At 73.8% G+C, this 24,383-nt stretch carries 26 protein-coding genes; 16 read left to right on the forward strand and 10 right to left on the reverse strand.

The features are described 5' to 3' along the window. Nucleotides 1–117 precede the first annotated feature (117 nt). Nucleotides 118–324 (reverse strand): PspC domain-containing protein, encoded by a 207-nt coding sequence (locus tag KBX06_RS05930; RefSeq protein ID WP_210833158.1) that lies wholly within the window; start codon nt 322–324, stop codon nt 118–120. A gap of 315 nt (nt 325–639) precedes the next feature. Between KBX06_RS05930 and KBX06_RS05935 the strand changes: the two genes are divergently transcribed. The 9 genes from KBX06_RS05935 to KBX06_RS05975 all read left to right on the forward strand — a co-directional run bounded on the left by KBX06_RS05935 (nt 640) and on the right by KBX06_RS05975 (nt 13,039). Beyond that, nucleotides 640–2,010 (forward strand): L-serine ammonia-lyase, encoded by a 1,371-nt coding sequence (locus tag KBX06_RS05935; RefSeq protein ID WP_210833159.1) that lies wholly within the window; start codon nt 640–642, stop codon nt 2,008–2,010. Between the two features lie 59 nt (nt 2,011–2,069). Next, nucleotides 2,070–2,897 (forward strand): ABC transporter permease, encoded by an 828-nt coding sequence (locus KBX06_RS05940; protein ID WP_210833160.1) that lies wholly within the window; start codon nt 2,070–2,072, stop codon nt 2,895–2,897. Nucleotides 2,898–2,899: 2 nt separating this feature from the next. Then, nucleotides 2,900–3,649 (forward strand): ABC transporter ATP-binding protein, encoded by a 750-nt coding sequence (locus tag KBX06_RS05945; RefSeq protein ID WP_210833161.1) that lies wholly within the window; start codon nt 2,900–2,902, stop codon nt 3,647–3,649. Next, nucleotides 3,646–5,637, forward strand: coding sequence for a DUF5941 domain-containing protein (locus KBX06_RS05950; protein WP_210833162.1), 1,992 nt, complete (start codon nt 3,646–3,648; stop codon nt 5,635–5,637). The genes KBX06_RS05945 and KBX06_RS05950 overlap by 4 nt, the downstream gene beginning before the upstream one ends. 16 nt (nt 5,638–5,653) lie before the next feature. After that, nucleotides 5,654–7,858, forward strand: coding sequence for a bifunctional glycosyltransferase family 2 protein/CDP-glycerol:glycerophosphate glycerophosphotransferase (locus tag KBX06_RS05955; protein ID WP_210833163.1), 2,205 nt, complete (start codon nt 5,654–5,656; stop codon nt 7,856–7,858). Between the two features lie 191 nt (nt 7,859–8,049). Then, nucleotides 8,050–9,345 carry an ABC transporter ATP-binding protein gene (locus KBX06_RS05960; protein WP_210833164.1) on the forward strand — a complete coding sequence of 432 codons (1,296 nt, stop codon included), beginning with the start codon at nt 8,050–8,052 and terminating at the stop codon, nt 9,343–9,345. Nucleotides 9,346–9,391: 46 nt separating this feature from the next. After that, the gene (locus KBX06_RS05965) at nt 9,392–9,856 is read left to right on the forward strand and encodes a DUF4442 domain-containing protein (protein WP_210833165.1); all 465 of its coding nucleotides are present in this window, start codon (nt 9,392–9,394) and stop codon (nt 9,854–9,856) included. Nucleotides 9,857–9,917: 61 nt separating this feature from the next. Then, entirely contained in the window at nt 9,918–10,670 is a 753-nt protein-coding gene (locus KBX06_RS05970) for an HAD-IA family hydrolase (RefSeq protein WP_210833166.1), read from the forward strand. Then, nucleotides 10,667–13,039, forward strand: coding sequence for a glycoside hydrolase family 65 protein (locus KBX06_RS05975; RefSeq protein WP_210833167.1), 2,373 nt, complete (start codon nt 10,667–10,669; stop codon nt 13,037–13,039). Before KBX06_RS05970 ends, KBX06_RS05975 begins: the two co-directional genes overlap by 4 nt. Before the next feature lie 45 nt (nt 13,040–13,084). Here KBX06_RS05975 and KBX06_RS05980 read toward each other — a convergent pair whose 3' ends face one another. Beyond that, a complete protein-coding gene (locus KBX06_RS05980; RefSeq protein WP_210833168.1) occupies nt 13,085–13,261 on the reverse strand; it encodes a hypothetical protein in 177 nt (58 codons plus the stop codon). Between the two features lie 166 nt (nt 13,262–13,427). Between KBX06_RS05980 and KBX06_RS05985 the strand changes: the two genes are divergently transcribed. Then, on the forward strand, nt 13,428–14,087 hold the full coding sequence (locus tag KBX06_RS05985; RefSeq protein WP_210833169.1) for a dienelactone hydrolase family protein: 660 nt from the start codon (nt 13,428–13,430) through the stop codon (nt 14,085–14,087). 15 nt (nt 14,088–14,102) lie between these two features. On the opposite strand, the gene KBX06_RS05990 is transcribed toward KBX06_RS05985, so the two are convergent. After that, complete coding sequence (locus KBX06_RS05990) at nt 14,103–15,224, reverse strand: AI-2E family transporter (RefSeq protein ID WP_210833170.1); 1,122 nt, start codon at nt 15,222–15,224, stop codon at nt 14,103–14,105. Between the two features lie 199 nt (nt 15,225–15,423). On the opposite strand from KBX06_RS05990, the gene KBX06_RS05995 reads away from it, so the two are divergent. From KBX06_RS05995 to KBX06_RS06005, 3 genes are all read left to right on the forward strand, one after another. Further along, nucleotides 15,424–15,606, forward strand: a complete 183-nt coding sequence (locus KBX06_RS05995) for an antitoxin (RefSeq protein WP_089002298.1) — start codon at nt 15,424–15,426, stop codon at nt 15,604–15,606. Between the two features lie 195 nt (nt 15,607–15,801). Beyond that, nucleotides 15,802–17,007 (forward strand): cytochrome P450, encoded by a 1,206-nt coding sequence (locus KBX06_RS06000; protein WP_210833171.1) that lies wholly within the window; start codon nt 15,802–15,804, stop codon nt 17,005–17,007. A 4-nt stretch (nt 17,008–17,011) separates the two neighbouring features. Then, entirely contained in the window at nt 17,012–17,248 is a 237-nt protein-coding gene (locus KBX06_RS06005; protein ID WP_210833172.1) for a ferredoxin, read from the forward strand. Between the two features lie 87 nt (nt 17,249–17,335). Here KBX06_RS06005 and KBX06_RS06010 read toward each other — a convergent pair whose 3' ends face one another. The 6 genes from KBX06_RS06010 to KBX06_RS06035 form a co-directional block, all read right to left on the reverse strand. After that, nucleotides 17,336–17,938, reverse strand: a complete 603-nt coding sequence (locus tag KBX06_RS06010) for a hemerythrin domain-containing protein (protein ID WP_210833173.1) — start codon at nt 17,936–17,938, stop codon at nt 17,336–17,338. 137 nt (nt 17,939–18,075) lie between these two features. Then, nucleotides 18,076–18,744 (reverse strand): C39 family peptidase, encoded by a 669-nt coding sequence (locus KBX06_RS06015; protein WP_210833174.1) that lies wholly within the window; start codon nt 18,742–18,744, stop codon nt 18,076–18,078. Nucleotides 18,745–19,099: 355 nt separating this feature from the next. Next, nucleotides 19,100–19,507 (reverse strand): pyridoxamine 5'-phosphate oxidase family protein, encoded by a 408-nt coding sequence (locus KBX06_RS06020; protein ID WP_210833175.1) that lies wholly within the window; start codon nt 19,505–19,507, stop codon nt 19,100–19,102. Nucleotides 19,508–19,538: 31 nt separating this feature from the next. Next, nucleotides 19,539–19,865, reverse strand: a complete 327-nt coding sequence (locus tag KBX06_RS06025; RefSeq protein ID WP_210833176.1) for a DUF1232 domain-containing protein — start codon at nt 19,863–19,865, stop codon at nt 19,539–19,541. Between the two features lie 46 nt (nt 19,866–19,911). Beyond that, nucleotides 19,912–20,730 carry a hypothetical protein gene (locus tag KBX06_RS06030; protein WP_210833177.1) on the reverse strand — a complete coding sequence of 273 codons (819 nt, stop codon included), beginning with the start codon at nt 20,728–20,730 and terminating at the stop codon, nt 19,912–19,914. A gap of 250 nt (nt 20,731–20,980) precedes the next feature. Further along, a complete protein-coding gene (locus tag KBX06_RS06035) occupies nt 20,981–21,340 on the reverse strand; it encodes a hypothetical protein (protein ID WP_210833178.1) in 360 nt (119 codons plus the stop codon). 57 nt (nt 21,341–21,397) lie between these two features. On the opposite strand from KBX06_RS06035, the gene KBX06_RS06040 reads away from it, so the two are divergent. Both KBX06_RS06040 and KBX06_RS06045 read left to right on the forward strand, forming a co-directional pair. Further along, a complete protein-coding gene (locus tag KBX06_RS06040) occupies nt 21,398–21,580 on the forward strand; it encodes a hypothetical protein (protein ID WP_210833179.1) in 183 nt (60 codons plus the stop codon). Nucleotides 21,581–21,662: 82 nt separating this feature from the next. Beyond that, entirely contained in the window at nt 21,663–22,910 is a 1,248-nt protein-coding gene (locus tag KBX06_RS06045; protein WP_210833180.1) for a S8 family serine peptidase, read from the forward strand. Nucleotides 22,911–23,037: 127 nt separating this feature from the next. On the opposite strand, the gene KBX06_RS06050 is transcribed toward KBX06_RS06045, so the two are convergent. Then, nucleotides 23,038–23,379: a helix-turn-helix domain-containing protein gene (locus KBX06_RS06050; RefSeq protein WP_210833181.1), complete on the reverse strand. Its 342-nt coding sequence runs from the start codon at nt 23,377–23,379 to the stop codon at nt 23,038–23,040. A 249-nt stretch (nt 23,380–23,628) separates the two neighbouring features. Here KBX06_RS06050 and KBX06_RS06055 point away from each other — a divergent pair, with 249 nt between their 5' ends. Further along, entirely contained in the window at nt 23,629–24,381 is a 753-nt protein-coding gene (locus KBX06_RS06055) for a carbonic anhydrase (RefSeq protein ID WP_210833182.1), read from the forward strand. The last annotated feature ends 2 nt before the right edge of the window (nt 24,382–24,383 follow it).

The following is a 24,383-nucleotide window of genomic DNA, read 5'->3' on the forward strand; positions in this document are numbered from 1 at the left end:
CGTGACGGCGCTCGCCCCGGCGTGACGGCGCTCGCCCCGGCGTGACGGCGCCCGCCCCGGTCCACGGGACGGGCGCCTCGGGCTCACCCCCCGCGCCGGGCGGGGGGCGGGGTGGGCTCAGTAGCGGGTGGCGGCGTGGCGGTCCTCGTTCGGCATCAGGAGCCAGAGGACCAGGTAGACGACCACCTGGGTGCCGGGCAGCAGCAGCGACAGCAGGAACAGCAGCCGGATGAAGCCGGCCGACCTGCCGAAACGCTGGGCCAGGCCGGCGCAGACGCCGGCGATCATGCGCCCCTGACGGGGGCGGACCAGTTTGCGACTCATCGTCGTACTCCCACTCTGCGGCGTTCGCCGCCTCTGCCCTCAACGGTAGGAAGGGGTGGCCACCGTGCCCTCGGTCGGGAGGAGGAGCGCCGGTGCGTGTCCCCGTAGGTGGTTACCCGGGAACCGGCCCCGCGACGCCCCCGGGCCCGTCGACGCTGCGACGGCCGGCGAGCGGACGACGGGCAGGGGCTGAGCTGGGCGGGTAGGCTCGCCGGTCGGGCACCCACACCCCCGGGTGCCGGACGGCCGCCCCGACCGGGGCCGGCCACGACCGTGCCGCAGACCCATGAGGTACGACGGCGAGGAAGTGCAGCCATGATCAGCGTCTTCGATCTGTTCAGCGTCGGCATCGGGCCGTCCAGCTCCCACACGGTGGGGCCGATGCGGGCCGCCCGCACCTTCGTCGCCGGCCTCAAGGCCGACGGGTTGCTGACCGGCACGGCACGGGTGCAGGCGGAGCTCTTCGGCTCGCTCGGCGCCACCGGGCACGGCCACGGCAGCGACCGGGCCGTCCTGCTCGGGCTGGCCGGCGAGGCCCCGGAGACGGTGGACACCGACACGGTCGACGCGCGCGTCACCCGCATCCGCGCCGAGCGGCGGCTGAGCCTGCTCGACGCGCACGAGATCGACTTCGACCCGAACCGTGACCTGGTGCTGCACCGGCGCCGGTCGCTGCCGTACCACCCCAACGGAATGACCTTCGTGGCGTACGACGACGCGGGCGCGCAGCAGCGGGTGCGGACGTACTACTCGGTCGGCGGCGGGTTCGTGGTGGACGAGGCGGCGGCCGGCGCGGACCGGATCAGGCCCGACGCCACCCGGGTGCGGCACCCGTTCCTCACCGGCGCGCAACTGCTCGGCGTGACCGCGTCGACGGGGCTGTCGATCAGCGAGGTGATGCTCGCCAACGAGCTCTCCTGGCGCGGCGAGGGCGAGGTGCGCGCCGGCCTGCTGGAGATCTGGCGGGTGATGCGGGAGTGCGTCGAGCGGGGCTGTTCGCGCGACGGGGTGCTGCCCGGCGGGCTGAAGGTCCGCCGCCGCGCCGCCGAGCTGCGCCGCAGCCTGGAGACGGAGCCCGATCCCGCCGACCCGCTGCGCGCGATGGACTGGGTGACCCTCTTCGCCCTCGCCGTCAACGAGGAGAACGCGGCCGGTGGCCGGGTCGTCACCGCGCCGACCAACGGGGCGGCCGGGATCATCCCGGCGGTGCTGCACTACTACACCCGTTTCGTGCCGGGCGCCTCCGAGGAGGGCGTGGTCCGGTTCCTGCTGGCGGCGGGCGCGATCGGGGTGCTGTTCAAGGAGAACGCCTCGATATCCGGCGCCGAGGTGGGCTGCCAGGGCGAGGTGGGCTCGGCCTGCTCGATGGCCGCCGCCGGCCTGGCCGAGGCGCTGGGCGGCACCCCCGAGCAGGTGGAGAACGCCGCCGAGATCGGCATGGAGCACAACCTCGGGCTGACCTGCGACCCGGTCGGTGGTCTGGTGCAGATCCCCTGCATCGAACGGAACGCGGTGGCTAGCATCAAGGCGATCACGGCCGCCCGGCTGGCGCTGCGCGGCGACGGGGTGCACCACGTCTCGCTGGACAAGGTCATCAAGACCATGCGCGAGACCGGCGCGGACATGAAGGTCAAATACAAGGAGACGGCGCGTGGCGGACTGGCCGTCAACGTGATCGAGTGCTGAGGGGGCGTTCGTTCACCGACTGCTAACCTGTCGTCCGTCCGGTGAGGCGGGAGGCGGCGGTGACCTCTGGCGTCGCGGCGTTGTGGTCGCACCGCACCTCGCTGCGCATCCTGGTCAGGCGCGACCTCGCCGTGAAGTACCAGCAGTCCGTGCTCGGGTATCTCTGGTCGCTGATCGAGCCCCTCGGCCTGGGGGCGATCTACTGGTTCGTCTTCGGCGTCCTCTACTCGCGGGACACCAGCCGCCACCTCGGTGACGCGGCCGACTCGTACCCGCTGTTCCTGCTCACCGGGATCTTCGCCTGGATGTGGACCAGTTCGGCGCTGAGCGAGGCCACCAACGCGCTGACCGGCCAGGCCCGGCTGATCACCACGATGAACCTGCCGCGGCAGGTCTTCCCGATCGGCCGGGTCACCGGCCGCTTCGCCGAGTACGCCGCCGGCCTGCCGATCCTGCTGGCCGTCGCCGTCGGGTACGCCGCGTCCGGGCGGGTCGAGCCGGGCTGGTCGCTGCTGGCCCTGCCGCTGGCGGTGGTGGTGCAGGGCGTCCTGCTGGTCGGGCTGGCGCTGCTGCTCTCGGCGGCCAACGTGCTGATGCGCGACGTCGAGCGGTTCATGCGGCTGGCTGTCCGGGTGCTCTTCTACGCCACCCCGATCATCTACCCGCTGAGCCTCGTGCGCGACGCCGACCTGCCGGGCTGGCTGAAGGTCGCGTACGAGCTGAACCCGCTGGTCGGCATCTTCCAGCTGCACCACGCGGTCTGGTATCCCGACGAGTTTCCGGACGCCCGGCTGCTGACCACCGCCGTCGGCGTCAGCCTGCTGGTGCTGGCCGCCGGCTGGTGGTCGTTCCGCCGGCTCGAGCCCGCCGTGCTCAAGGAGCTGTAGGGATGGCCGAGGCGATCATCGAGGCGGACGGGCTCGGCATCCGGTTCGTCCGCAACCGGCGGCGGCAGTTGCGGCTGCGGGAGCTGTTCATCCACCGGGGGCGGCGCGGTGCGGCCGACGACGGCCGGTTCTGGCCGCTGCGGGACGTGTCGTTCTCGGTGCGGGCGGGGGAGACCGTCGGCGTGGTCGGCCGCAACGGCACGGGCAAGAGCACCCTGCTGCGGCTGATCGCCGGCGTGCTCATCCCCGACGAGGGCCGCATCCGGGTGCGCGGGGACGTCGCGCCGCTGCTGGAGCTCTCCGCCGGGTTCTCCGGCGACCTGACCGGTCGGGAGAACCTCTACCTGGTCGGTGGCCTGCACGGGCTTGCGTCGGGCTACCTGCGCCGGCACTTCGACGACATCGTCTCGTTCGCCGGTGAGCAGGTGGAGCGGGCCGTCGACACGTCGGTGCGGCACTACTCGTCCGGCATGAAGGTCCGGCTCGGCTTCGCCATCATCTCGCACCTGCCGCACCCGATCCTGCTCATGGACGAGGTGACCGCGGTCGGGGACGAGGAGTTCCGCAACAAGTGTTATGCGACGATCGACCGTCTGCTCGGGGAGGGGCGCACTCTGGTGCTGGTGTCACACAACGAAAAGGACCTGACCCGGTTCTGCCGTCGGGGGCTCTACCTCGACGCGGGCCGGCTGAGCGTCGACGGCACGATCGCCGAGGCGCTGCACGCGTACCACGCCGCGGTTCCGTGGTGACGCTCGCGATCGTGCTCGCCGCCGACGCTCCGGCCGCGAGCCTGCCGACCCGCTCGGGCGAATCCGTCGCCGACCGGCTGGCCGGCCAGCTCCGGCGTGCGGGGGCGGACGAGGTGCGCCACGTCGCCGACCTCGGCGAGCTGGCCGCCCTCGCCGACGCGGCCACGCACCCGGTGCTCGTCACCGGCGCCGACCTGGTCGCGCACACCGCCGTCCTGCGGCACCTGGCCACCAGCCCCGTCGGGCCGACGGTGGCGCTGGTGCTCACCGACCCGCCCGGCGAGGGCCGCACGGCCGTGCGCGAGGAGCGCGGCCAGGTGGTCGGTGCCGGGCCGCCGGAGGCGCTCGACGGTGAGGCCACCGGCGTCTTCGGCGGCGCGCTGCGGGTCGGCGTCGACGACCTGCCGTCGCTCGCCGCCGCCGCGCGCGCGGTCGCCGCCGGGGTGGCGCCGGCCGCCGCGCCGGTCGGGCCCGCCGTGGACCGGCTCTTCGCGGGCCTCACCGGGCTCGGCACGCTGACCTTCGCCCAGCGCGTACGCCTGCTCGTCGCGCACCGGGTGGCCGACCCGGCGGGGCTGGCCGCCGCGGAGGCGGCCGTGGCCGCCGTCGACGAGGACCGGGCCGAGCTGAGGCTCTCGGTGAAGGAGCGCGACGACTTCTTCACCACCTTCTTCGTCAGCACCTGGTCGCCGTACGTGACGAAGGCGTCGGCGAAGCTCGGGCTCGGCCCCACCGCGGTCACGATGATCTCGGTGGCGTTCGCGGTGGCCGCAGCCGTGCTCTTCGGCACGGGTGGCCGGGTGGCGCTTCTCGCCGGGGCGGTGCTGCTCTACCTCGGCTTCGTGCTCGACTGCGTGGACGGCCAGCTTGCCCGCTACACCCGGCACTTCAGCGCCTGGGGCGGCTGGCTGGACACGATGGCCGACCGGGCCAAGGAGTACGTGGTCTACGCCGGCCTCGGCTACGGGGCCACCCAGGCCGGTTTCCGGTACGGCTGGGCGCTGGCGATCGCCGCGATCACGTTGCAGACCGTCCGGCACATGACCGACACCTGGTACGGCGTGCTGCACGACGAGGCGGCCCGCCGGCCGAAGGCGGTCGGCACCTCCGGCGGCGGCATCGGCGACAGGCTGAACGCCGCCTCCAACCGGGTGCAGGCCGACACGGGCTCGGTGTCGTACTGGCTGAAGCGGACGGTGGTCTTCCCGATCGGTGAGCGGTGGGCGCTGATCGCGATCACCGTGGCGCTGTTCGGCCCGCTGGTCAGCCTGTACGCGGTGCTGGCCTGGGGGGTGCTGGCGTTCGCGTACACCGGGGCGCTGCGTACGCTGCGGGCCCGCTGGATGTGGGTGCCGGTGCTGGACACGGTCGACGCCACCCTGCACCGTGACGACGGGCCGTTGGCCCGGCTCCTGCCGGTGCTGCGGCCCGTGGGTCCGCTGACGCTGGCGGTCGGCGCGGCGCTGGGCTCGGCGGCGCTGCTGGTGGCGGCGCTGCTGACCCGCGACGGCGCGGGGGCGGAGGGCCTGCGGTGGGCGGTGCCGGCCGCGCTGCTGGTGCTGCTGGCCGCCGGCCTCGGTGCCGGCGCGGCACACAACGGGCCGCTGGACTGGCTGGTGCCGGCCGCGCTGCGGGCGGGCGAGTACCTGTTCGCCATCGCGGTCGGCGTGGTCGGTGACGTGCCGGCGTGGCTGGTCTTCGGGTACGTCTTCGTGCTGACCCTGCACCACTACGACCTGACCGCGCGGTTGGAGAAGCGGCAGTCCGCCCCGCCGCTGCACGGCGTCACACTGGGCTGGGAGGGCCGTTCGGTGCTGCTGGCCCTGGCGGCGATCGCCGGTATTGCCGGTATCGGGATGGCTACACTCGGTACGTACCTTCTCGTGGTTTTTGTGGGGAGTGTGGCCCTCGCCTGGGTGGTCCTGCCCGCCCGCGCCGCGCGGGCGTCGGTGGGCCTGGTCGGCGCGGGAGGTCGCTCGCCGGGCTGACGGAGGGGGCCGGCCGATGACACTGATCAGCTTCGTCGTGCCGGCCTACCGGGTGCAGGGCTACCTGCGCGAGTGCCTGGACTCCATCCTCGCCCAGCCGGTCGCCGACATCGAGGTGATCGGCGTCGACGACTGCTCGCCGGACGACAGCGGCGAGATCCTCGCCGAGTACGCGGCCCGCGACCCGCGGGTGCACGCCGTCCGGCTGGCGGAGAACGTCGGGCTCGGTCCGGCCCGCAACGTCGGGCTGGACCGGGCCGCCGGCGAGTACGTCTGGTTCGTCGACGGCGACGACTGGCTCGCGCCGGACTGCCTGACCGAGGTGGCCGGGCGCCTGCGCGCGAGGCGCCCCGACGTGCTCCTGGTCGACCACGTCCGCACGCACTGGAACAACGCCATCAGCCGCAGCGCGATGGCGGAGGTGTTCCCGGAGCCGCCCGGCGAGGCGACCTTCCGGCTGCGCGAGCGGCCCGAGACGCTGCGGCTGCTGCACACCGCCTGGAACCGGCTGGTCCGCCGGCGGTTCCTGCTCGAGCAGGGCCTGCGCTTCGCCCCCGGCTGGTACGAGGACGTCTCGTTCAGCTACCCGGTGCTGCTGGCCGCCGAGCGGATCGGGGTGCTGGACCGGGTCTGCGTCAACTACCGGCAGCGCCGGACCGGGGCGATCACCAGGACCAGGGGCGAGCGGCACTTCGAGGTGTTCGGGCAGTGGCACCGGGTGTTCCGGCTGATGGACGACCGGGGGCCGGCCGTCGACGACCTGCGCCCCGCGCTGTTCGAGCGGATGATCTGGCACCAGCTGACCGTGCTCGGCAACGGGGAACGGATCGCGCCCGAGCTGCGCCCGGCCTTCTTCGCCCGGATCGCCGCCGACCACGCGCGCTGGCTGCCGCCGGGCGGTTACCCGACGCCGACGGGTGCCGAGGGGCTCAAGCACCGGCTGGTGGCCGCCGGCCGCTGGCGCACGTTCAGCGCGCTGCGCGCCGCCTACCGGGCGCGGGACGTCGCCCGCCGGACGGCCGGGAACGCGAGGCGGCGGGTCGCACCCCCGGCCCGGCTCGCGGCCCGGCTGGCCCGGGACACCCTGCTGCGCGAGTACTACCGGGCCGAGTTGCGCCGGCCGGTCGACCCGACGCTGGCCGTCTACGCGGCCTACTGGTACCGCGGGTACGCGGACAACCCGGCGGCCGTCTTCGAGGCGGCCCGCCGGCTGGCACCCGAGGTGCGCGGGGTGTGGATCGTCCGGCGCGACCGGGCGCACACCGTGCCCGACGGCGTCGCGTACGTGGTCGCCGGGACCCGCGCCTACTACCGGGCGCTGGCCCGGGCGCGGTGGCTCGTCAACAACGTCAACTTCCCGGACCACGTCCGCAAGCGGCCGGGCACCGTGCACGTGCAGACCCACCACGGCACGCCGGTGAAGGTGATGGGCCTCGACCAGCAGCGGTACCCGGTCGGCGCGGTCGGGATGGACTTCGTCGGGCTGCTGCGCCGGGTGGACCGCTGGGACTACAGCGTCAGCGCGAACAGCTTCTCCAGCCAGATGTGGGAGCGCGCGTACCCGGCCGCGTACACCACGCTGGAGGTCGGCTATCCGCGCAACGACCGGCTGGTCACCGCCACCGCCGAGGAGGTGCTCCGGCTGCGCGCCGGGTTCGGCCTCGGGCTCGGCGAGCAGGTCGTCCTGTACGCCCCGACGCACCGCGAGCACCTGCCCGGCTACCAGCCGCCCTTCGATGCGGAGCGGCTGCTCGACGTGCTCGGACCGACCGGCCGGCTGCTGATGCGCAGCCACTACTTCCACGACCGGGACCGCCACGCCGGGCGCCCGGCGGAGCGCGACCGGGTACGCGACGTCAGCGACCACCCGCACGTGGAGGATCTCTACCTCGTGGCGGACGTGCTGATCACCGACTACTCCTCGGCGATGTTCGACTACGCCGTGCTCGACCGGCCGATCGTCGTGTACGCCCCCGACTGGGAGGCGTACCGGCTGGCCCGTGGCGTCTACTTCGACGTGACCGCGCAGCCGCCGGGCGCGGTGGCCACCCGCTTCGCCGACCTGCTCGACCTGTTCCGCGCCGGCGAGGTCCACTCGGAGGCGGCGCGCAAGGCCCGGCAGCGGTTCCGGGCCCGGTTCTGCGCGCTCGACGACGGCCACGCCGCCGAGCGGGTGGTCCGGCGGGTCTTCCTCGGCGAGGGGCCCGCGGCCCACGGGTGAGTGCGGGGGGAGCCCGTCCCGGGCCCGCGTCGGGGACCGGAAGGAGGAGCTCGGGGAGGGGGCGTCGTCCCGGCGGGTGGGCGTCACAGGGTCGTCACAAGCCGAACATGGCACGTTTACCCGATGTGCGAACCGGATGGTCCTCGTCACAGTCATTCCGAGTTCGGCCGACGAGCTGGGGGGAGGGCACGGTGACAACCGTCGCGCTCAAGGACGTCACGAAGGTCTTCAGGGACGGCACCCTCGCCGTCGACAACGTCAATCTCGACGTCGACGACGGCGAGTTCATGGTGCTGCTCGGCCCGTCGGGCTGCGGGAAGTCCACGGTGCTGAGGATGGTGGCCGGGCTGGAGGAGCCGACGTCGGGCGCGGTGATGCTCGACGGCGAGCTGGCCAACGACCTGCCGCCGCGCGACCGGAAGATCGCGATGGTCTTCCAGGACTTCGCGCTCTATCCGCACATGACCGTCGGCGACAACATCGCCTTCCCGCTCAAGTTGGCCGGGTTGGAGCCCGAGCCGCGCGGCGAGCGGGTCACCGACGTGGCCAGCGCGCTCGGCATCGGCGACGTGCTCGGCCGCAAGCCCAGCCAGCTCTCCGGCGGGCAGCGGCAGCGGGTCGCGATGGGTCGGGCGATCGTGCGCCGCCCCGGCGTGTTCCTGATGGACGAGCCGCTCTCCAACCTCGACAGCGGGCTCCGCGCCGAGCTGCGCGCGGAGATCTCCGGCCTGACCCGGGAACTGGGCGTCACCACCATCTACGTCACCCACGACCAGGCCGAGGCGCTGACCATGGCCGACCGGGTCGCCATCATGCGCAAGGGCGTCCTGCAGGACGTCGGCACCCCCACCCAGGTGTACGGCCGCCCGGCCACCCTCTACGTGGCGGCGTTCCTCGGCAGCCCGCGGATGAACCTGCTGGAGGCCTCGGTCTACGTCCACCTCGACCGCTACGTCACCCTCACCCTCGGCGAGCAGGCGCTCTACCTGCCGTGGGACGACATCCGCAGCCGGGCGGTCGCGCATTACCACGGGGAGCGGATCGTGGTCGGGATGCGGGCCGAGGCGCTCACCCCGGTCGCGCCGGACACGCAGGGCGCCGTGTTGCACGGCCGGATCCGCTATCTGGAGCACCACGGGCACGAGTCGCTCGCCTTCCTCGACGTCGGGGCCACCGCGATCTTGGTGGACGAGATGGGCACCCAGGTCGACGCGCCCAGCGGTCAGCGCGGCCGTCGTCGCTTCGGGCAGGTCGTGCAGCGGCTGACCGGGCGTGCCGCCGAGGAGGAGACCGCCCCGGCCACCGATGCGCGCACCAGCGTGCTCAACGACCCGGGTCGGCACCACCGTCGCCCCGCCGAACTCGCGGTCCGGCTCGCGCCGTACCCGGGGGTCTCCGCCGGTCACGCCCTGGCGGTCTCCGTACGCATGGACGCGCTGCACTTCTTCGACGAGCGCGGCGACCGCATCGACGTGGGCTGGCGTTGACGGGGCGGCCCTTGCCGGAGAAGTTACCGAATAGTAACGTCGGTTCATGACCATCGACTCGCGCCAGGTGGCGGCCGGCTTGCTCGACGCGGTGCCCTTCGCCCGTACGCTCGGACTCGAAATCGTCGAGGTGGCCCCCGAGGCCGACGGTGGGGTTCGGGCCGTGGTCCGGCTCCCCGATTCGCCGGCCACCCACAACCACGTCGGCGGGCCGCACGCCGGTGCCATGTTCACCCTGGGTGAGACGGCCTCCGGCGCGGTGGTGCTCGTCGCGTTCGGGCACCTGCTCGACCGGGCCACGCCCCTGGCGGTGCGCGCCGACATCGCGTACCGGAAGCTCGCCAAGGGGCCGGTCCGCGCGACCGCCCGGCTGGGGCGCGCGGTGGCCGAGGTGGTCGCGGAGCTGGAGGCCGGGCGGCGGCCGGAGTTCCCGGTACACGTCGAGATCGCCACCGAGGAGGGCAAGCCGACCTCGGAGATGACCGTGGTCTGGACGCTGCGCCCGAACTGAGCCGGGCGGCAAGGGGACCGAAAGCGGTTTGCGGGCCCGGAGGTCTGGATAGATTCGTACCGTGTTGGGCCTGCCTGCTCACGTGACCGCCTGTCTCTTCGATCTGGACGGTGTGCTGACGCAGACCGCCAGGGTGCACAACGCCGCCTGGACCGCGACGTTCGACGGCTTCCTGCGCCGCCGCGCCGCCGTCACCGGCGAGGAGTTCCGCCCCTTCGACCCCGGGCCGGACTACAACCGCTACGTCGACGGCCGGCCGCGCGCCGACGGGGTGCGCACCTTCCTCGCCTCCCGGGGCATCGTGCTGCCCGAGGGATCGCCCGACGACCCGCCGGACGCCGACACCGTCAACGGGGTCGGCAACAGCAAGAACGTGCTGCTGCTGGAACAGCTGCGCACGCACGGGGTGGACGTCTATCCCGGCTCCGTCGCCTACCTGGAGGCGGCGGTCGCCGCCGGCCTGCGCCGGGCGGTCGTCACCGCCAGTGCCAACGGCCGGGAGGTGGTGGCCGCCGCCGGGATGGAACCCCTGCTGGAGGCCCGGGTCGACGGGCTCGTCGCCCGCGCCGAGGGACTGCGCGGCAAGCCGGCCCCGGACACCTTCCTGGCGGGCGCGAAGCTGCTCGGGGTCGACCCGCGCGACGCCGTCGTCTTCGAGGACGCCCTCGCCGGGGTCGCCGCCGGACGCGCCGGCGGATTCGGGTACGTGGTGGGCGTCGACCGGGTCGGCCAGGCCGCCGAACTGCTGGCCCACGGCGCCGACGTCGTGGTCACCGACCTCGCCGACCTGCTCGACACCGGGCGGCCCGCGTGATCCGGGAACGCGCCTATCCGGTCGAGCCGTGGCACGTCCGGGAGACGCGGCTGGACATGGACGTCCTGGCCCAGTCGGAGTCGGTCTTCGCCCTCTCCAACGGGCACGTCGGGCTGCGCGGCAACCTCGACGAGGGCGAGCCGCACGGCCTGCCCGGCACCTACCTCAACTCCTTCTACGAGCTGCGCCCGCTGCCGTACGCGGAGGCCGGCTTCGGGTTCCCCGAGTCCGGCCAGACGATCGTCAACGTGACCAACGGCAAGCTGATCCGGCTGCTGGTCGACGACGAGCCGCTCGACGTCCGCTACGGCGAACTCCTCGCCCACGAACGGGTCCTCGACCTGCGCGCCGGCACCCTGCACCGGGAGCTGCACTGGCGCTCCCCGGCCGGCCGCGAGGTCAAGGTCCGCAGCACCCGGCTGGTCTCGTTCACCCAGCGCGCCGTCGCCGCGATCAACTACGAGGTGGAGGCGGTGGACGGTCCGCTGCGGCTGATCCTCCAGTCGGAACTGGTGGCGAACGAGACCCTGCCCCCGCAGAGCCGGGACCCGCGCGTCGCGGCCGTGCTGGAGTCGCCGCTGCAGGCCGAGGAGGAACTCACCACCGCCGACGGCGGGCTGCTGATCCACCGGACCAAGGTCTCCGGGCTGCGGGTGGCCGCCGCGATGGAACACGAGGTGTACGCCCCGGCGCGCAAGACCATCCAGTCCGAGGGGTACGAGGACTGGGTGCGTACCACGATCGGGTGCGTGCTCCGGCCCGGCGAGAAGCTGCGCGTGGTCAAGTACCTCGCGTACGGCTGGTCGAGCCGCCGGTCGCTGCCGGCGATGCGCGACCAGGTCAAGGCCGCCCTGACGGGGGCACGCCTCGACGGCTGGGACGGGCTCTGCCGCGAGCAGCGCGAGTACCTCGAGAATTTCTGGGACGTCGCCGACGTGGTGGTGGAGGGCGACCCGGAGATCCAGCAGGCGGTCCGGTTCGGGTTGTTCCACGTGCTCCAGGCCGGCTCCCGGGCCGAGCAGCGGCCCATCGCCGCGAAGGGCCTGACCGGCCCCGGGTACGACGGGCACGCGTTCTGGGACACCGAGATGTTCGTCCTGCCGGTGCTCACCTACACCCACCCGCCCGCCGTGCGGGACGCCCTGCACTGGCGGTACCGGACCCTGGCCGCCGCCCACGAGCGGGCCCGGACACTCAACCTGGAGGGGGCGGCGTTCCCCTGGCGCACCATCGAGGGGCCGGAGTCGTCGGGCTACTGGCCGGCGGGCACCGCCGCCTTCCACATCGCGGCCGGCGTCGCCGACGCGCTGCGACGCTACGTGCAGGTGACCCAGGACACCGACCTGGAACGCGAGATCGGGCTGGAGCTGCTGGTCGAGACCGCCCGGCTGTGGCGGTCCCTGGGCCACCACGACCGGCACGGCCAGTTCCACATCGACGGGGTCACCGGCCCCGACGAGTACACGGCGGTGAAGAACGACAACATCTACACCAACCTGATGGCGCAGCGGAACCTGATCACCGCCGCCGACGCGGTGTCGCGCTACCGGGACGAGGCCTTCCACCTCGGCGTCACCGACGAGGAGGCGGCGGCCTGGCGGGACGCGGCGGCCTCCATGCACGTCCCGTACGACGAGGAGATCGACGTCCACGAGCAGGTCGAGGGCTTCACCCGGCTCCAGGAGTGGGACTTCGGGCACACGCCGCCGGAGAAGTACCCGCTGCTGCTGCACTACCCGTACTTCGACCTCTACCGCAAGCAGGTCGTCAAGCAGGCGGACCTGGTCCTGGCCATGCACTGGCGGGGCGACGCGTTCACGCCGGAGCAGAAGCTGCGCAACTTCCTCTACTACGAGCGGCGGACGGTGCGCGACTCCTCGCTGTCGGCGTGCACCCAGGCGGTGCTGGCGGCCGAGGTGGGCCACCCGGAGCTGGCGCACGTCTACCTGCGCGAGGCCGCGCTGATGGACCTGCACGACCTCAACGAGAACACCCGTGACGGCGTGCACATGGCCTCGCTCGCCGGCGCCTGGATCGCACTGGTGGCCGGGTTCGGCGGGCTACGCGACCACGACGGCAACCTCTCCTTCGCGCCCCGGCTGTCGAGCCGGCTGGAGCGGCTGGAGTTCTCGCTCCAGTGGCGCGGGCTGCGGCTGCGGGTCGACGTCCGACCGCACGAGACCACCTACGAACTGCGCCACGGCGACCCGGGCGACGTGCTGGAGTTGCGCCACCACGGCGAGCCGGTCCACGTCACCTGCGACGAGCCGGTGACGATGCCGGTCCCCTCGGCGGAGGTCGCCGGGCCGGCCCCGGAGCAGGTCCCGGGCCGGGCTCCCCTGCTGCGCCTGCCCGAGAACGAGCCGTGACCGGCCACCGGCCCGCGTACGCCCGAGGCGGGCCGGTGGCGTGGGTCAGACGGGCCTGCCCTGTGACGGCCGGCCGGCCGCGTCGCGGGGCGCCATCGCCCGCGGGTCGTCGGCCGTGCGTGCCTGGGCCGCGTCGTCCGCCCAGTCCCGGCCGCGTTCGGTCTGCTGTTCCCGCCGGTCCCGGTCGGTGTCCTGCTGCCGGGTCTCTCGCTGCTGCGTCATGGCGATCCTCGCGATCCGTCGGGGCGCGGGTGCGCCGGTACGGTCTGCGGTCACCCGCCGCCTACCCGGGCCCCCTGGCGACAAACGCCGGCTCGCCGGGGCTGCTTGCCGGCGTCGGGGACGGGTATGCGGCCGGCCGGGGACGACCGAGGCGTACGGAGGCGAGATGGACGCGCGTAGCGGTGCGGTGACGATCCCGGCGGGAGACGTCGACCTCCCGGCCGACCTGCTGGTTCCGGCGGAGCCGGCCGGCGTGGTGCTCTTCGCGCACGGCAGCGGCAGCTCCCGGCACAGCCCGCGCAACACGGCGGTGGCGCACGTGCTCAACCGCAGCGCCCTCGGCACCGTGCTGGTGGACCTGCTCACCCCCGCCGAGGACCAGGTCGATGCCCGGACCGCCGAGCTGCGCTTCGACATCCCCCTGCTGGCCGGTCGGCTCGCCGGGATCGTGGACTGGCTGGCGGCGGAGCGGCCCCTCGGCGCGGTGCCGATCGGGCTGTTCGGGGCCAGCACCGGGGCCGCCGCCGCCCTGGTGGCGGCTGCGGCCCGACCGGACCTCGTCGGCGCGGTGGTCTCCCGGGGCGGCCGTCCCGACCTGGCCGGCCCGGCCCTCGACCAGGTACGCGCGCCCACGCTGCTGCTGGTCGGCGGCCTGGACGAGCAGGTGATCACGCTCAACGAGCAGGCTCAGGAGGCGCTGCCGGAGTCGGCCGAGCTGACGGTGGTCCCGGGGGCGACCCACCTCTTCGAGGAGCCCGGCACCCTGGAAGAGGTCGCCCACTGCGCCGCCGACTGGTTCACCACCCACCTCCCCGGCTCCCGCTGAGCGCCGCCGCCGAGGTCAGGCGGGGGCCACGGGTGGGGTCGTCGGGTGCTGGCGGTGCTGCTGGACGGTGTCGACGACCCGCCAGACGACGGCGGTGATCGGCACCGAGACGAAGGCTCCGGCGATGCCGGCGATCAGCGTGCCGGCGGTCACCGCCACCAGGATCACCGCCGGGTGCAGGCGCACCTGACGCTTCATGATCAGCGGCTCCAGCAGGTTGCCCTCCATCTGCTGCACGGCGATCACGGCGGCCAGGGCGAGCAGCGCGGTCACCGGCCCCTTCGCCGCGAGGGCGACCAGCACCGCCACGGCGCCCGTCACGGTCGCCCCGATGATCGGGACGAAGGCCCCGAAGAAGGTGATGAGCGCGAGCGGAAACGCCAGCGGCACCCGGAGCACCACCAGCGCCAGGCCGATGCCGATCGCGTCGATCGCGGCGATCATCATCGTGCCCCGGCTGTACGCCCCCAGCGTCCGCCAGCCCACCCGACCGGCCTCGGCGGTCACCTCCCGGTTCGGCCCGGCCGCTCGGGACAGGGTCCACTGCCACATGGACCGGCCGTCCTTGAGCAGGAAGAACAGCAGAACGAGCGCGAGCAGCGCCGAGCCGAGAACCTCCACGGCCGTCCTGGCCCCCGAGACCGGGTCCGTGCCCTGCCCGAGCCCTCGGCGGGCCTGGTCGAGCAGCCGGTCGAGCTGTTGGTCCGTGACCGGCAGCGTCGAGATCACGAAGTCCCGGGTGCGTTGCAGACCCCGCCCCAACTCCTCGCTCAACTCGCTGAACTGGCCCGCGGTGAGAGTCCACACCAGCGCGCCGACGCCGAACAGCAGGCCGAGCAACAGCAGCACGGTGAGCAGGGCGGCGAGTGCGGCGGGCAGCCGGAGCCGACGCAGGGCGAGCTGCACCGGATCGAGCAGCGCGGCGAGGAAGACGGTGGCGGCCAACGCGATGGCCAGCGGCGCGAGCAGCACCGCGATCTTCCCCAGCAGGTACAGCCCGGCGACGACCACCACCAGGCAGGCGCTCCACACCACGGCCGAGCGGACCAGCCAGGGAAGCCCGGCCCAGGTCTGTCGGGGGCCCGCGCCCCGATCCGTCGTCCCGTCGGGCGTACGCCCGGCATCGTCTGCGACCACGTCGGCCCTCCTCGATCTCCGGCGAGTCGGTACCCGGCCAGCGTCCCTCCGACACCCGCGTCCCCTCTCACGCTAGATGGTGGACGAGGTGTCGGGGAGCACCGGCCGTTTCCGGATCGCGCTCCGGTGGCCCCGCCGTCGCGTTTGCGCCCCCGGCCTCAGGGAAGGCAGAGATCGGACCGGATTCGAGGAGGACCCGATGAGCGACTTCATGGACAAGGCCAAGGACTTCGCCGACAAGCACGACAAGCAGGTCGACCAGGGCCTGGAGAAGGGCGGCGACATGGCCGACAAGCGCACCGGCGGCAAGTACGACGAGCAGATCGACAAGGGCGTCGACCAGGCGCAGACGCGTACCGGTGAGGGCGACCAGGTCCGCTGAGCAGGTAGGGCCGTCCCGGGCCGTCGCGCGGTCGACGGGCCCGGGACGCCGTTTCCGGACGTTCGACGCGTACCGCTAGCCAAGGATCGACCACTCTCGCTACTATCCGCAGTCGGAACATGACTCAAAGTGGAGTCACCCCCGACCGGACCGGTGCCCACCCCTTGGGGTGCCGTGACGAGAGGAAGTCATCCGGTGACCGAGGCCCCCGAGACGACCGCCCCCCAGCGCTATCCGTTCAGCGAACCCGACCGGCTCAACCTCGACCCGCGCTACGCCCGGCTGCGCCGGGACGAACCCCTCACCCGGATCCGGTTGCCGTACGGCGAGCCGGTCTGGCTCGCCACCCGGCACGCCGACGTGCGGACCGTGCTCGGCGACGCCCGGTTCAGCCGGGCCGCCTCCGTGGGGCGGGACGAGCCCCGCAACACGCCGCGGCAGCAGGAGGGCGGGATCCTGTCGATGGATCCGCCGGAACACACCCGGCTGCGTCGGCTGGTGGCGAAGGCGTTCACCGCCCGGCGGGTGGAGGAGCTGCGACCCCGCACCAGGCAGGTGGCCCACGAGCTGGTCGACGGCATGCTCGCCGCCGGTCCGCCGGCCGACCTGGTGGAGCACCTGGCCACCCCGCTGCCGATCCGGGTCATCTGTGACCTGCTCGGCGTTCCGGTGGCCGACCAGGACCGTTTCCACACCTGGTCCGAGGCGATCGTGTCGACCACCTCGCTGAGCCCGGAGCGGGCCCAGGAGTACATCGACAGCCTCTTCGCGTACATGGGCGAGCTGATCGCGCGGCGGCGTGAGCAGCCCACCGACGACCTGCTCGGCGCGATGGTCCGGGCCCGGGACGCCGACGACCGGCTGGCGGAGGACGAGGTCGTGCGGCTGGCCGCCGGGCTGCTCGCCGCCGGGCACGAGACGACGGTGACCCAGATCCCCAACTTCGTGTACGCGCTGCTCACCCACCCCGACGAGTGGGCCCGGCTGCGGGCGCGGCCGGACCTGGTGCCGGGTGCCGTGGAGGAGCTGACGCGGTTCGTGCCGCTCGGTGCGACCTCGGCCTTCGCCCGCTACGCCCTGGAGGACGTCGAGCTCGGCGGCGTGCTGGTGCGGGCCGGCGAACCGGTGGTGGTGTCGATCTCGTCGGCCAACCGGGACGAGACGGTCTTCCCCGAGGCGGACCGGCTCGACCTGACCCGGCAGGTCAACCCCCACCTCGGCTTCGGGCACGGGGTGCACCACTGCATCGGCGCCCAGCTCGCCCGGATGGAACTCCAGGTCGTCCTGGAGACGCTGGTCGCCCGCACGCCCGACCTGAGGCTGGCCGTGCCGGAGTCCGAACTGATCTGGAAGAGCGGCCTGCTGGTGCGGGGGCTCGTCGCCATGCCGGTGAGTTGGTGAACGGATGAGCACGACGAACGAGCAGTGGCGGGTGCACGTGGACCCGACCCGGTGCATCGGGTCGGGGATCTGCGCGGGCATCGCGCCGAAGCACTTCGTGCTGGTGCACGGGCTGGCCCGCCCGCTGGCCGAGCGGGTGGCGCCGGACGACGCGCTGGTGGACGCCGCGGACTCCTGCCCGATGGAGGCGGTGATCGTCTCCGAGGCGGACGGCCTGCGCCGGGTCGCGCCGGAGCCCTGAGCCGGCGGCGGAGACCGGCCCGGCCGGTGGGAACGCCGGTGGCCACGCCCCGTGCCGGGCGTGGCCACCGTGGACGGCAACGGTCGGTCAGCGCTGCTTCTCGCCCAGCTCCGACACGGACGTGGTGCGGCCACTGAACGCGTCCCGCATCCGGTCCACGAGGCCGGCTCCGGGGTTGAGCAGGCGGTTCGCCGGTGGGTGGTCGGGCGCGGCCGGGTGCGGTCGGGTCGGTGCGGTCTTCTTGGTCGCCTCCACCTTCCCGGCCAGCTCGACCATCTCCTCGGCGGCCACCGCGGCGCGCAGGCGGGGGAAGAGATCCGACTCCTCGTCCTTGACGTGGTGCCGGATCGTGCTGGTCAGGTGCGTCAGCAACTCGTCGAAGCGCGGGTCGGACGGGTCGACCGACTCCAGCTCCTTCATGGTCCGCTCGGCGTCGGCGTGCTCGGAGATCTCGTGCTCGGCGACCTGGTCGCCGTCCGGCAGCGCCCTGCGGGCGGCCGGATAGACGTGCATCTCCTCGGCGACGGCGTGGCGAACCAGCTCCGCGATCATCACATCGGCCAGTTGCCGGCGGTGCTCGGGGGTGCCCTGCCGGCTCTCCAACTGCACGAAGAGCGCTTCGACCTCCCGGTGGTCGGCGGTGAGGACGTCCACCACGTCCTGGCCGCTGGTGTCGTTTGCTTTGGTCATCTCTGCCCCTTACCGGTTGCGGAACGGTCGGCTGTCCACCTGTACCCGCGAACCGTCGACCGAACCCGGGGCGCGGTCGATCGACGTGCCTCAGCGCCGGCCGGCCCCCGCTCGGGCCGGCCGGCGCTCAGGTCGGATCAGGACGAGTAGCCGCGCTCGGCGATCCAGTTGGCGACCTTCTCCAGCGTCATCCAGTACTCGGCCTCGGGGGCGGCCGGGTCGGCGACCCGGATCAGGTTCCCGCCGTCCCGGTAGCCCACCAGGGCCAGGTAGTGCCCGCCCTCGTACGAGTGGGGGTTGCCGACGGTGTCGACCGCGGTGCCCTTGACGTTGGCCACCACCGGCCGGCCCTCTTCGAGGGCCGTGACGACGTCCGACCGCAGCCGGTCGACCTGCTCCGGCCTGGCCACCGAGTCCCGGATCTCGGTGGTCCGGTATCGACGGCCGGTCAGCTCGTTGAGCACGCGGGTGGTGTCCAGGGCCGAGTCGGTGCCGGCCTCGGTGGTGCCCAGCCTCCTGGCGACCTCGTCCTGGGACAGCGCCTTGCCCAGCGCCGACAGGGCGATCCGGGTCGCGGCCGGGCCGCAGTAGTAGAAGTTGGGCTGGGCCTGGTACTCGATGCCCACGGTGCGCTCGGCAGGCCGGCCGTCCTTGTCGGCGCGGCCGTCCCGGTCGGTCTGCGCCGCGCCGACCGGAGTGGTCGCCGCCGGCGGGGCCTGGGCGGTGACCGCAGGGCCCGCGAGGCATCCGCCGGCCACCAGCAGGCCGGCGACGGAGAGGCCGCTCCGCTGCGCGATCGAATTCATGGTCGGGCTCCAATCGGGGGTCGACGCCACCGGGGGCCGGGGGCGCGCAGCACCGGGAAAGGCGCACGGCTCGGGGGACTCGACGGCCCGCAGCGGTCGGCCCACGGGCGTACTCAGGGATGCAACGGGCCTGCTCCGGCGGGCATTCCGGGGCCCCGCGGCCGGGCATGCCGGCCGCACGTCGGGTGCAACCGGCCCGCGGGCAGCGGGATTCCGGCGTACGGATGCCCCGTGTCACAGCCCCGGCGCGGGTGCCGTCCGGTGGCCGGCCGGTGCGCCGGTCGCGCCGAGGCGGGAGGGACGGACCGGTCGGGCGGTGCGTCGGGGCTCGGGCCGGGACGAACCGGTCAGCCGGTCACAGGCTGCCCAGCAGGCGGGTCACCGCGATCTCGATGACCACGCGGTCCAGATTCGGGCGGGGTGTCCGGTAGCGTTCGGCGTACCGGCGTTCGGCCTCGGCCACGGCGGGCCGGTCGGAGCGCACGACGGCCCGGCCCTCGATGGTCAGCCAGCGCCGCCCGTCGACGTGGCAGACGGCCACCGGGGCGCCCCCGGGGCCGGCGGCGGCGACGTGCCGCGCCTTGCGGGAGGCGCCGCCGGTGATCACGCGGGCCAGGCCGGCCGACGCGTCGAAGGTGACCCCCACCGGAACGACGTGCGGGGTGCCGTCCGCGCGCAGGGTGGTCAACGTGGCCAGGTGCCGTTCCCGGCAGAACGCCACGACCCGCTCGTCGTGGGGCGTCAACCGATGGTCGCCGGGCACGGGCGTCCCCTGTCTCGCGGTGCGGTACCGGTCATGGCACGCGGCGCCGGTCGGGTGCGGACGGCACGTCGGGCGCGGCGGTCGGCGGTCGGTTCGCGGCGCGGCGCTGCCGGGCCAGGCGACCGAGGTAGAGCAGCGCGCCGGTCAGCACCGCCATGTCGTCCAGGTAGATGGGGTCGGGCAGCAGGTCGACCGGCGAGACGGTGTAGAGCAGTGCGCCGTAGAAGGCGACCTTGCCGTTCACCCCGAGGGTGCCGAGCAGCCGGCGGGTGCGGATCAGGCGGACGGCCAGCACCACCGCGCCGACCAACGTGACGACTGCCACGACGCCGACGACGACCCACGCCTGTCTGGACACACCGTCACGCTAGCCCAGGGGGGCCGGTTCCGCCCGGCCCCGCCGGTCAGTACGCGGGGACGGCCGCCCGGCCCCGGGCCACCGGCGGCACGTCGCGACCGGTCACCGTCGGGAACTCCCGGGTCTGCTCCGCCGCACCGGCGCGCTCGATCAGCGGCAGCAGCGACGGCGACTCCTCGGGACGGCGGTTGACCGCGGCGAACGCCTCGTCCCGCAGGCTGCGCGCCGCCTCGGCGGCGGTCTCGGCGGCCCGCCACGCGGCCTGCTCCCGCTCCCGGGCCGCCCGCTGGCGGGCGAGCAGGTTGTCCCGTACCGCCCGGCGCAGCACCAGTTCCTGCTCGACCGGGTGCAGCCGAGGGTCCCAGCCGTTGCGGTGCGCGAAGACGTCGCTGAGTTGCTCCACCGACAGTTCCTTGCGCCAGTACGCGTCGAGGGCGGCCCGGTGCAGGAAACGCTCGCGCTCGGCGTACTCGGCGGGCGTCCGGACGGTACGCGGAAGAGGCATCGCCTCGGCGACCGCCAGCCGGTGGACGTCCGCCTCGGCGGCCTCGTGCGCCAGCCAGGCCGCCTCGACCTCCTCCTGCGCGGCCAGCCACTCGGCCCGCAGCCGGGCGGCGGTGGTGGCGGCCCGCTCCGCGGCGACCGAGACCTCTCCGGCGTACCGGGAACGTTCGCGCGCCTCCTCGGCCCGTTCCAACTCGCTCGGCATCGCGGCACGCCGGATCCGGGAACCGGCGTCGATCGTGAGCCGGCCGGGTCGCAGCAGCAGGCCGGCCACGGCGACGGCGACGACGCCGAGCAGGCTCAGCCAGATCACGGCGGCCCGGGGCACGTCGAGCAGGACGGAGGAGAACACGTTTTGCATGGTCAGCACCTCGCGGTCGATCGAGGGAAATCGACAGGATCTGTGCCCGGCGTACGGGCGGGGTGGGTATCGGGCCTGCGTGCGGGGCGTACCGCGGTGGTGGCCGCGCCGACGGTGGGGGGCGGCAGGCTACGGGGTGGACGCCGGCGAGACGACGGCCGGAGCGCGGGGGCCGGGCCGGACCGACCCGCGTCGCGCGGCGGCGATCCGTCGCGGTCGGTGCCCCGGACGCGGAGCCGGTGGCCGACGGTCAGGGGGCGGGCGGACCGCGCCGGGCGGGAACGCCCCGGCCGGGGTCGCGGGCGAGGCCGCCCGGGCGCGCGACCGGAACGACGGAGGTGTCGGCCGGAGCGTCGGCGACGGGACGGGTCGCAGGCGGGGCAGCGGCGCCGTTGACCAGCTCCGCCACCGGTTCGCGACGCGACGGTGGCTGCGCGAGCCGGGCGGCGTCGGCGACGGTGACGGCGGCGGACGGCGTCGCGGCCGGCGCGGGGGTGGCGCCTCCGAGGCCAACGGCGAGCACGAGCGCGGCGACCGCCAGGCGGGTCAGCTCGCGCAGGCAGCGCAGCGTGACCGACCAGAACGGGTCGACGGACGCTACGGACGGCACCCGTCCAACCTATCGTTCGCGCCCGGCCCGTGCAGTGCGGCGACGGCCCGGGATCGGATGAACGGCGCCACGATGTCCGAAATGGATCAACCGGCGGTGGGCGCTACCGAGCTTGTCGAGGTCGCGGGACAGCCCGTCGAGCATGCCCTTGAGCGCCGTCCACTGCGCGGCGACGCCGTCGGTCTGGCCCGCGAGAACCACGTCGGCACCGAGATGAACGACGCCATGGCGTGGAACTGACACAATCGCCGACGCGGCTCCGGTCCGGTTCGATCGGGTCGGAGCCACGTCACGTTGTGCGTCGACAGGTTCTGGGAGAATCATGCGTGCGGGGAAGCCTTCGTGGCCCGAGCTCAGGCTGGCCGCCGCGGCGCTGGCGCTGCTCGTCGGCGCCGGGTCCGGTCCACTGGTCGCGCCCGCTCCGGCACGCGCCGACACGGTACGGGGCCTCCAGTGGTACCTCGACACGCTGCAGATCCCGCAGGCCCACAAGCTCACCAAGGGCAAGGGCGTCACCGTCGCGGTCATCGACACCGGAGTCAACCCCGACCTGCCGGACCTGCGCGGCCAGATCCTGCCGGGCAGGGGCGTCGCCTCCGGCACGGCGGCCGACGGTCGCCGTGACGACGACACCAGGAAGGCCCACGGTTCGGCGATGGCCGGGATCATCGCGTCCCGGGGTGGTGGCCCGATGCGGCACCTGGGCATCGCGCCGGAGGCGAAGATCCTGCCCGTCGCGGTCGGCAGGTCCTTCGACTCGGCAGACCTCTCGGCGGGCATCCGCTGGGCGGCCGACGCCGGCGCCGACGTGATCAACCTGTCCGTCGGGACGGGCACGGCGGCGACCCCCGACGAGATCGCCGCCGTCCGGTACGCCCTGGACAAGGACGTCGTGCTGATCGCCTCTGCCGGCAACCGGCTGCAGAACGACCGCGTCGTCACCAGCCCCGCGAACATCCCCGGCGTCGTCGCAGTGACCGGGCTGGGGAAGAACGGCGAGTTCTTCGCGCAGAGTGCCACCGGTCGGGAGGCCGTGCTCGCCGCGCCGATGCAGGAGATCATCTCTCCCCGGTCCACGTCGGTGTCGTCCAACGGTTACGGCATCGGCAGCGGCACCAGCGACGCTGCCGCCATCACCTCCGGCGTGGCGGCGCTGGTCCGCGCGAAGTACCCGGACCTCGACGCGGCCAACGTGGTCAACCGACTCATCCGCACCGCCCGTGACCAGGGCCCGAACGGCCGCGACAGCCAGTACGGCTTCGGCGCGATCGATCCGCTCGCCGCGCTGACCCGCTCCGTGCCGGCGGTGGACGCACACCCGCTGCTCGCCGGCGCCCCTGACGGTGCCGCCCCGTCCGCCGGCGCGGCCGGTTCGCGGGGGGACGACAGGCCGGCGGTGTCGATCAGCATGAAGAAGGGCGCCGGTGCGTTGGTCCAGGGGGCCCTCTGCCTGCTCGTACCCGTCGCGTCGCTGATCCTCGTGATCCTGCTGGTACGCCGGTCCCGCCGGAAGACGGCCGTCGCCCGGCAGCGCGCCGACGGCACCGCCCACCCCCGCCGGCTCCGCTAGCTGACGGTGGCCTGGCCGACCGGAGGGGACGCGGACGCTGGGGACGCGGGCGGCGGCCGGGTGGGCCGGGGGCCGGCTGACGATGGCCTGGTGGGCCGGAGGCGACGCGGGCGGCGGGGCGTCGCCGTCAGGGGCGCTCGGGGGCCTTGGCCGGCTCCGGCTCGTCGGCGAACAGGTTGAGGAGGTCGCCGACCTGCCGGTCCGCTTCGGCGGGATGCCGGAACCGCCCGGCGGGGTTGAGCGTGTACTCGTTGCGCCGGCCGACCCGGGTGCGGTGCAGGTAGCCGCCGGCCTCCAGGTCGGCGACGATCGCCTGGGCGGCCCGCTCGGTGACGCCCACCTCGTCGGCGACGTCGCGGAGTCGGGCGGTGGGGTTGCGGGCGATGGCGAGCAGCACGTGCCCGTGGTTGGTGAGGAACGTCCAGTTGCGGGTGCTCTCGTTCTCCCCAGTCGTCGCCATGTCCGTCATCGTATGGCCCCTGCTTCGTGTTTTGCTGCGCGCCCTCGCGGCTGCGCGTCCTCGTGCCCGGCGGGGCGGCCGGGCCGGTCGCCGCCCGTACCGGACGCCGGCGACCGCCGTACCGGAGGCCGGCGAACATATGAAATGGATATCACGCATACCTTGACGTACCTTTCGGTGCGTGTGACGGTGGTGGCAGCCCGCGTCCAGCGTCGGCCCGGGTGACCAGGCCGTTCACGTCAGGGAGCGAGGTGTGGGATGAACCGTCCCGGATCGCCAGGCACTCAACCGGGCCCGGAGCGGACGCTCCCGGTGTCGACCACGGGCACTGCCCCGGCCGACGTCGGAATCGCGCCGGCTGCCCCCGCGAGTCCCGAGGAGGCGCTCGCCGAGCTGTACGCCGGCAATCGGCGGTTCGTGTCCGGCGCCCCGCGCCACCCCAACCAGGACGCCGTGCACCGCACCGCGGTCGCCGACGGACAACACCCCTTCGCGGTGATCGTCGGCTGCTCCGACTCCCGGCTCGCCGCAGAGATCATCTTCGACCGTGGCCTGGGTGACCTCTTCGTGGTCCGCACCGCCGGGCACACCATTGGCCCCGAGGTGCTGGGCAGCGTGGAGTACGCCGTCACGGTCCTGGGCACGCCCCTGGTGGTGGTGCTCGGGCACGACTCCTGCGGGGCGGTCCAGGCGGCGCGTACGGCGGACGCCACCGGCACCCCACCGGTCGGGCACCTGTGCGCCGTGGTGGACGCCGTGGTGCCCAGCCTGCGCCGGGCCGCCGCCGAGGGCGTGGCGGACATCGACGGGATCGTCGACATCCACATCGCGTACACCGTCGAGGCGATGCTGGGCCGGTCCGCCGTGCTCGCCGCGGAGGTGGCCGCCGGCCGTTGCGGGGTGGTCGGCATGTCGTACCGGCTGACCGCCGGCGAGGTGCGGACGGTGGCCGGGGTGCCCGCCCGTACGGTCGACGCGCCGGAGCCGGCCGCCAGCGCCGCGCTCGCCTGAGA

The sequence above is a fragment of the Micromonospora sp. C31 genome, assembly GCF_018070575.1.
Taxonomy (GTDB): Bacteria; Actinomycetota; Actinomycetes; order Mycobacteriales; family Micromonosporaceae; genus Micromonospora.

Bases quoted from the DNA above. Each gene is read 5' to 3' on its own strand.
- KBX06_RS05995 (WP_089002298.1), top strand. From the start codon at position 15,424: ATGAGCGACTTCATGGACAAGGCCAAGGACTTCGCCGACAAGCACGAC.
- KBX06_RS06050 (WP_210833181.1), bottom strand. From the start codon at position 23,379: ATGACGGACATGGCGACGACTGGGGAGAACGAGAGCACCCGCAACTGG.
- KBX06_RS06030 (WP_210833177.1), bottom strand. From the start codon at position 20,730: ATGCAAAACGTGTTCTCCTCCGTCCTGCTCGACGTGCCCCGGGCCGCC.
- KBX06_RS05955 (WP_210833163.1), top strand. From the start codon at position 5,654: ATGACACTGATCAGCTTCGTCGTGCCGGCCTACCGGGTGCAGGGCTAC.
- KBX06_RS06045 (WP_210833180.1), top strand. From the start codon at position 21,663: ATGCGTGCGGGGAAGCCTTCGTGGCCCGAGCTCAGGCTGGCCGCCGCG.
- KBX06_RS06055 (WP_210833182.1), top strand. From the start codon at position 23,629: ATGAACCGTCCCGGATCGCCAGGCACTCAACCGGGCCCGGAGCGGACG.
- KBX06_RS06010 (WP_210833173.1), bottom strand. From the start codon at position 17,938: ATGACCAAAGCAAACGACACCAGCGGCCAGGACGTGGTGGACGTCCTC.
- KBX06_RS06015 (WP_210833174.1), bottom strand. From the start codon at position 18,744: ATGAATTCGATCGCGCAGCGGAGCGGCCTCTCCGTCGCCGGCCTGCTG.
- KBX06_RS05985 (WP_210833169.1), top strand. From the start codon at position 13,428: ATGGACGCGCGTAGCGGTGCGGTGACGATCCCGGCGGGAGACGTCGAC.
- KBX06_RS06040 (WP_210833179.1), top strand. From the start codon at position 21,398: ATGAACGGCGCCACGATGTCCGAAATGGATCAACCGGCGGTGGGCGCT.
- KBX06_RS05935 (WP_210833159.1), top strand. From the start codon at position 640: ATGATCAGCGTCTTCGATCTGTTCAGCGTCGGCATCGGGCCGTCCAGC.
- KBX06_RS05980 (WP_210833168.1), bottom strand. From the start codon at position 13,261: ATGACGCAGCAGCGAGAGACCCGGCAGCAGGACACCGACCGGGACCGG.
- KBX06_RS05945 (WP_210833161.1), top strand. From the start codon at position 2,900: ATGGCCGAGGCGATCATCGAGGCGGACGGGCTCGGCATCCGGTTCGTC.
- KBX06_RS05930 (WP_210833158.1), bottom strand. From the start codon at position 324: ATGAGTCGCAAACTGGTCCGCCCCCGTCAGGGGCGCATGATCGCCGGC.
- KBX06_RS06005 (WP_210833172.1), top strand. From the start codon at position 17,012: ATGAGCACGACGAACGAGCAGTGGCGGGTGCACGTGGACCCGACCCGG.
- KBX06_RS05965 (WP_210833165.1), top strand. From the start codon at position 9,392: ATGACCATCGACTCGCGCCAGGTGGCGGCCGGCTTGCTCGACGCGGTG.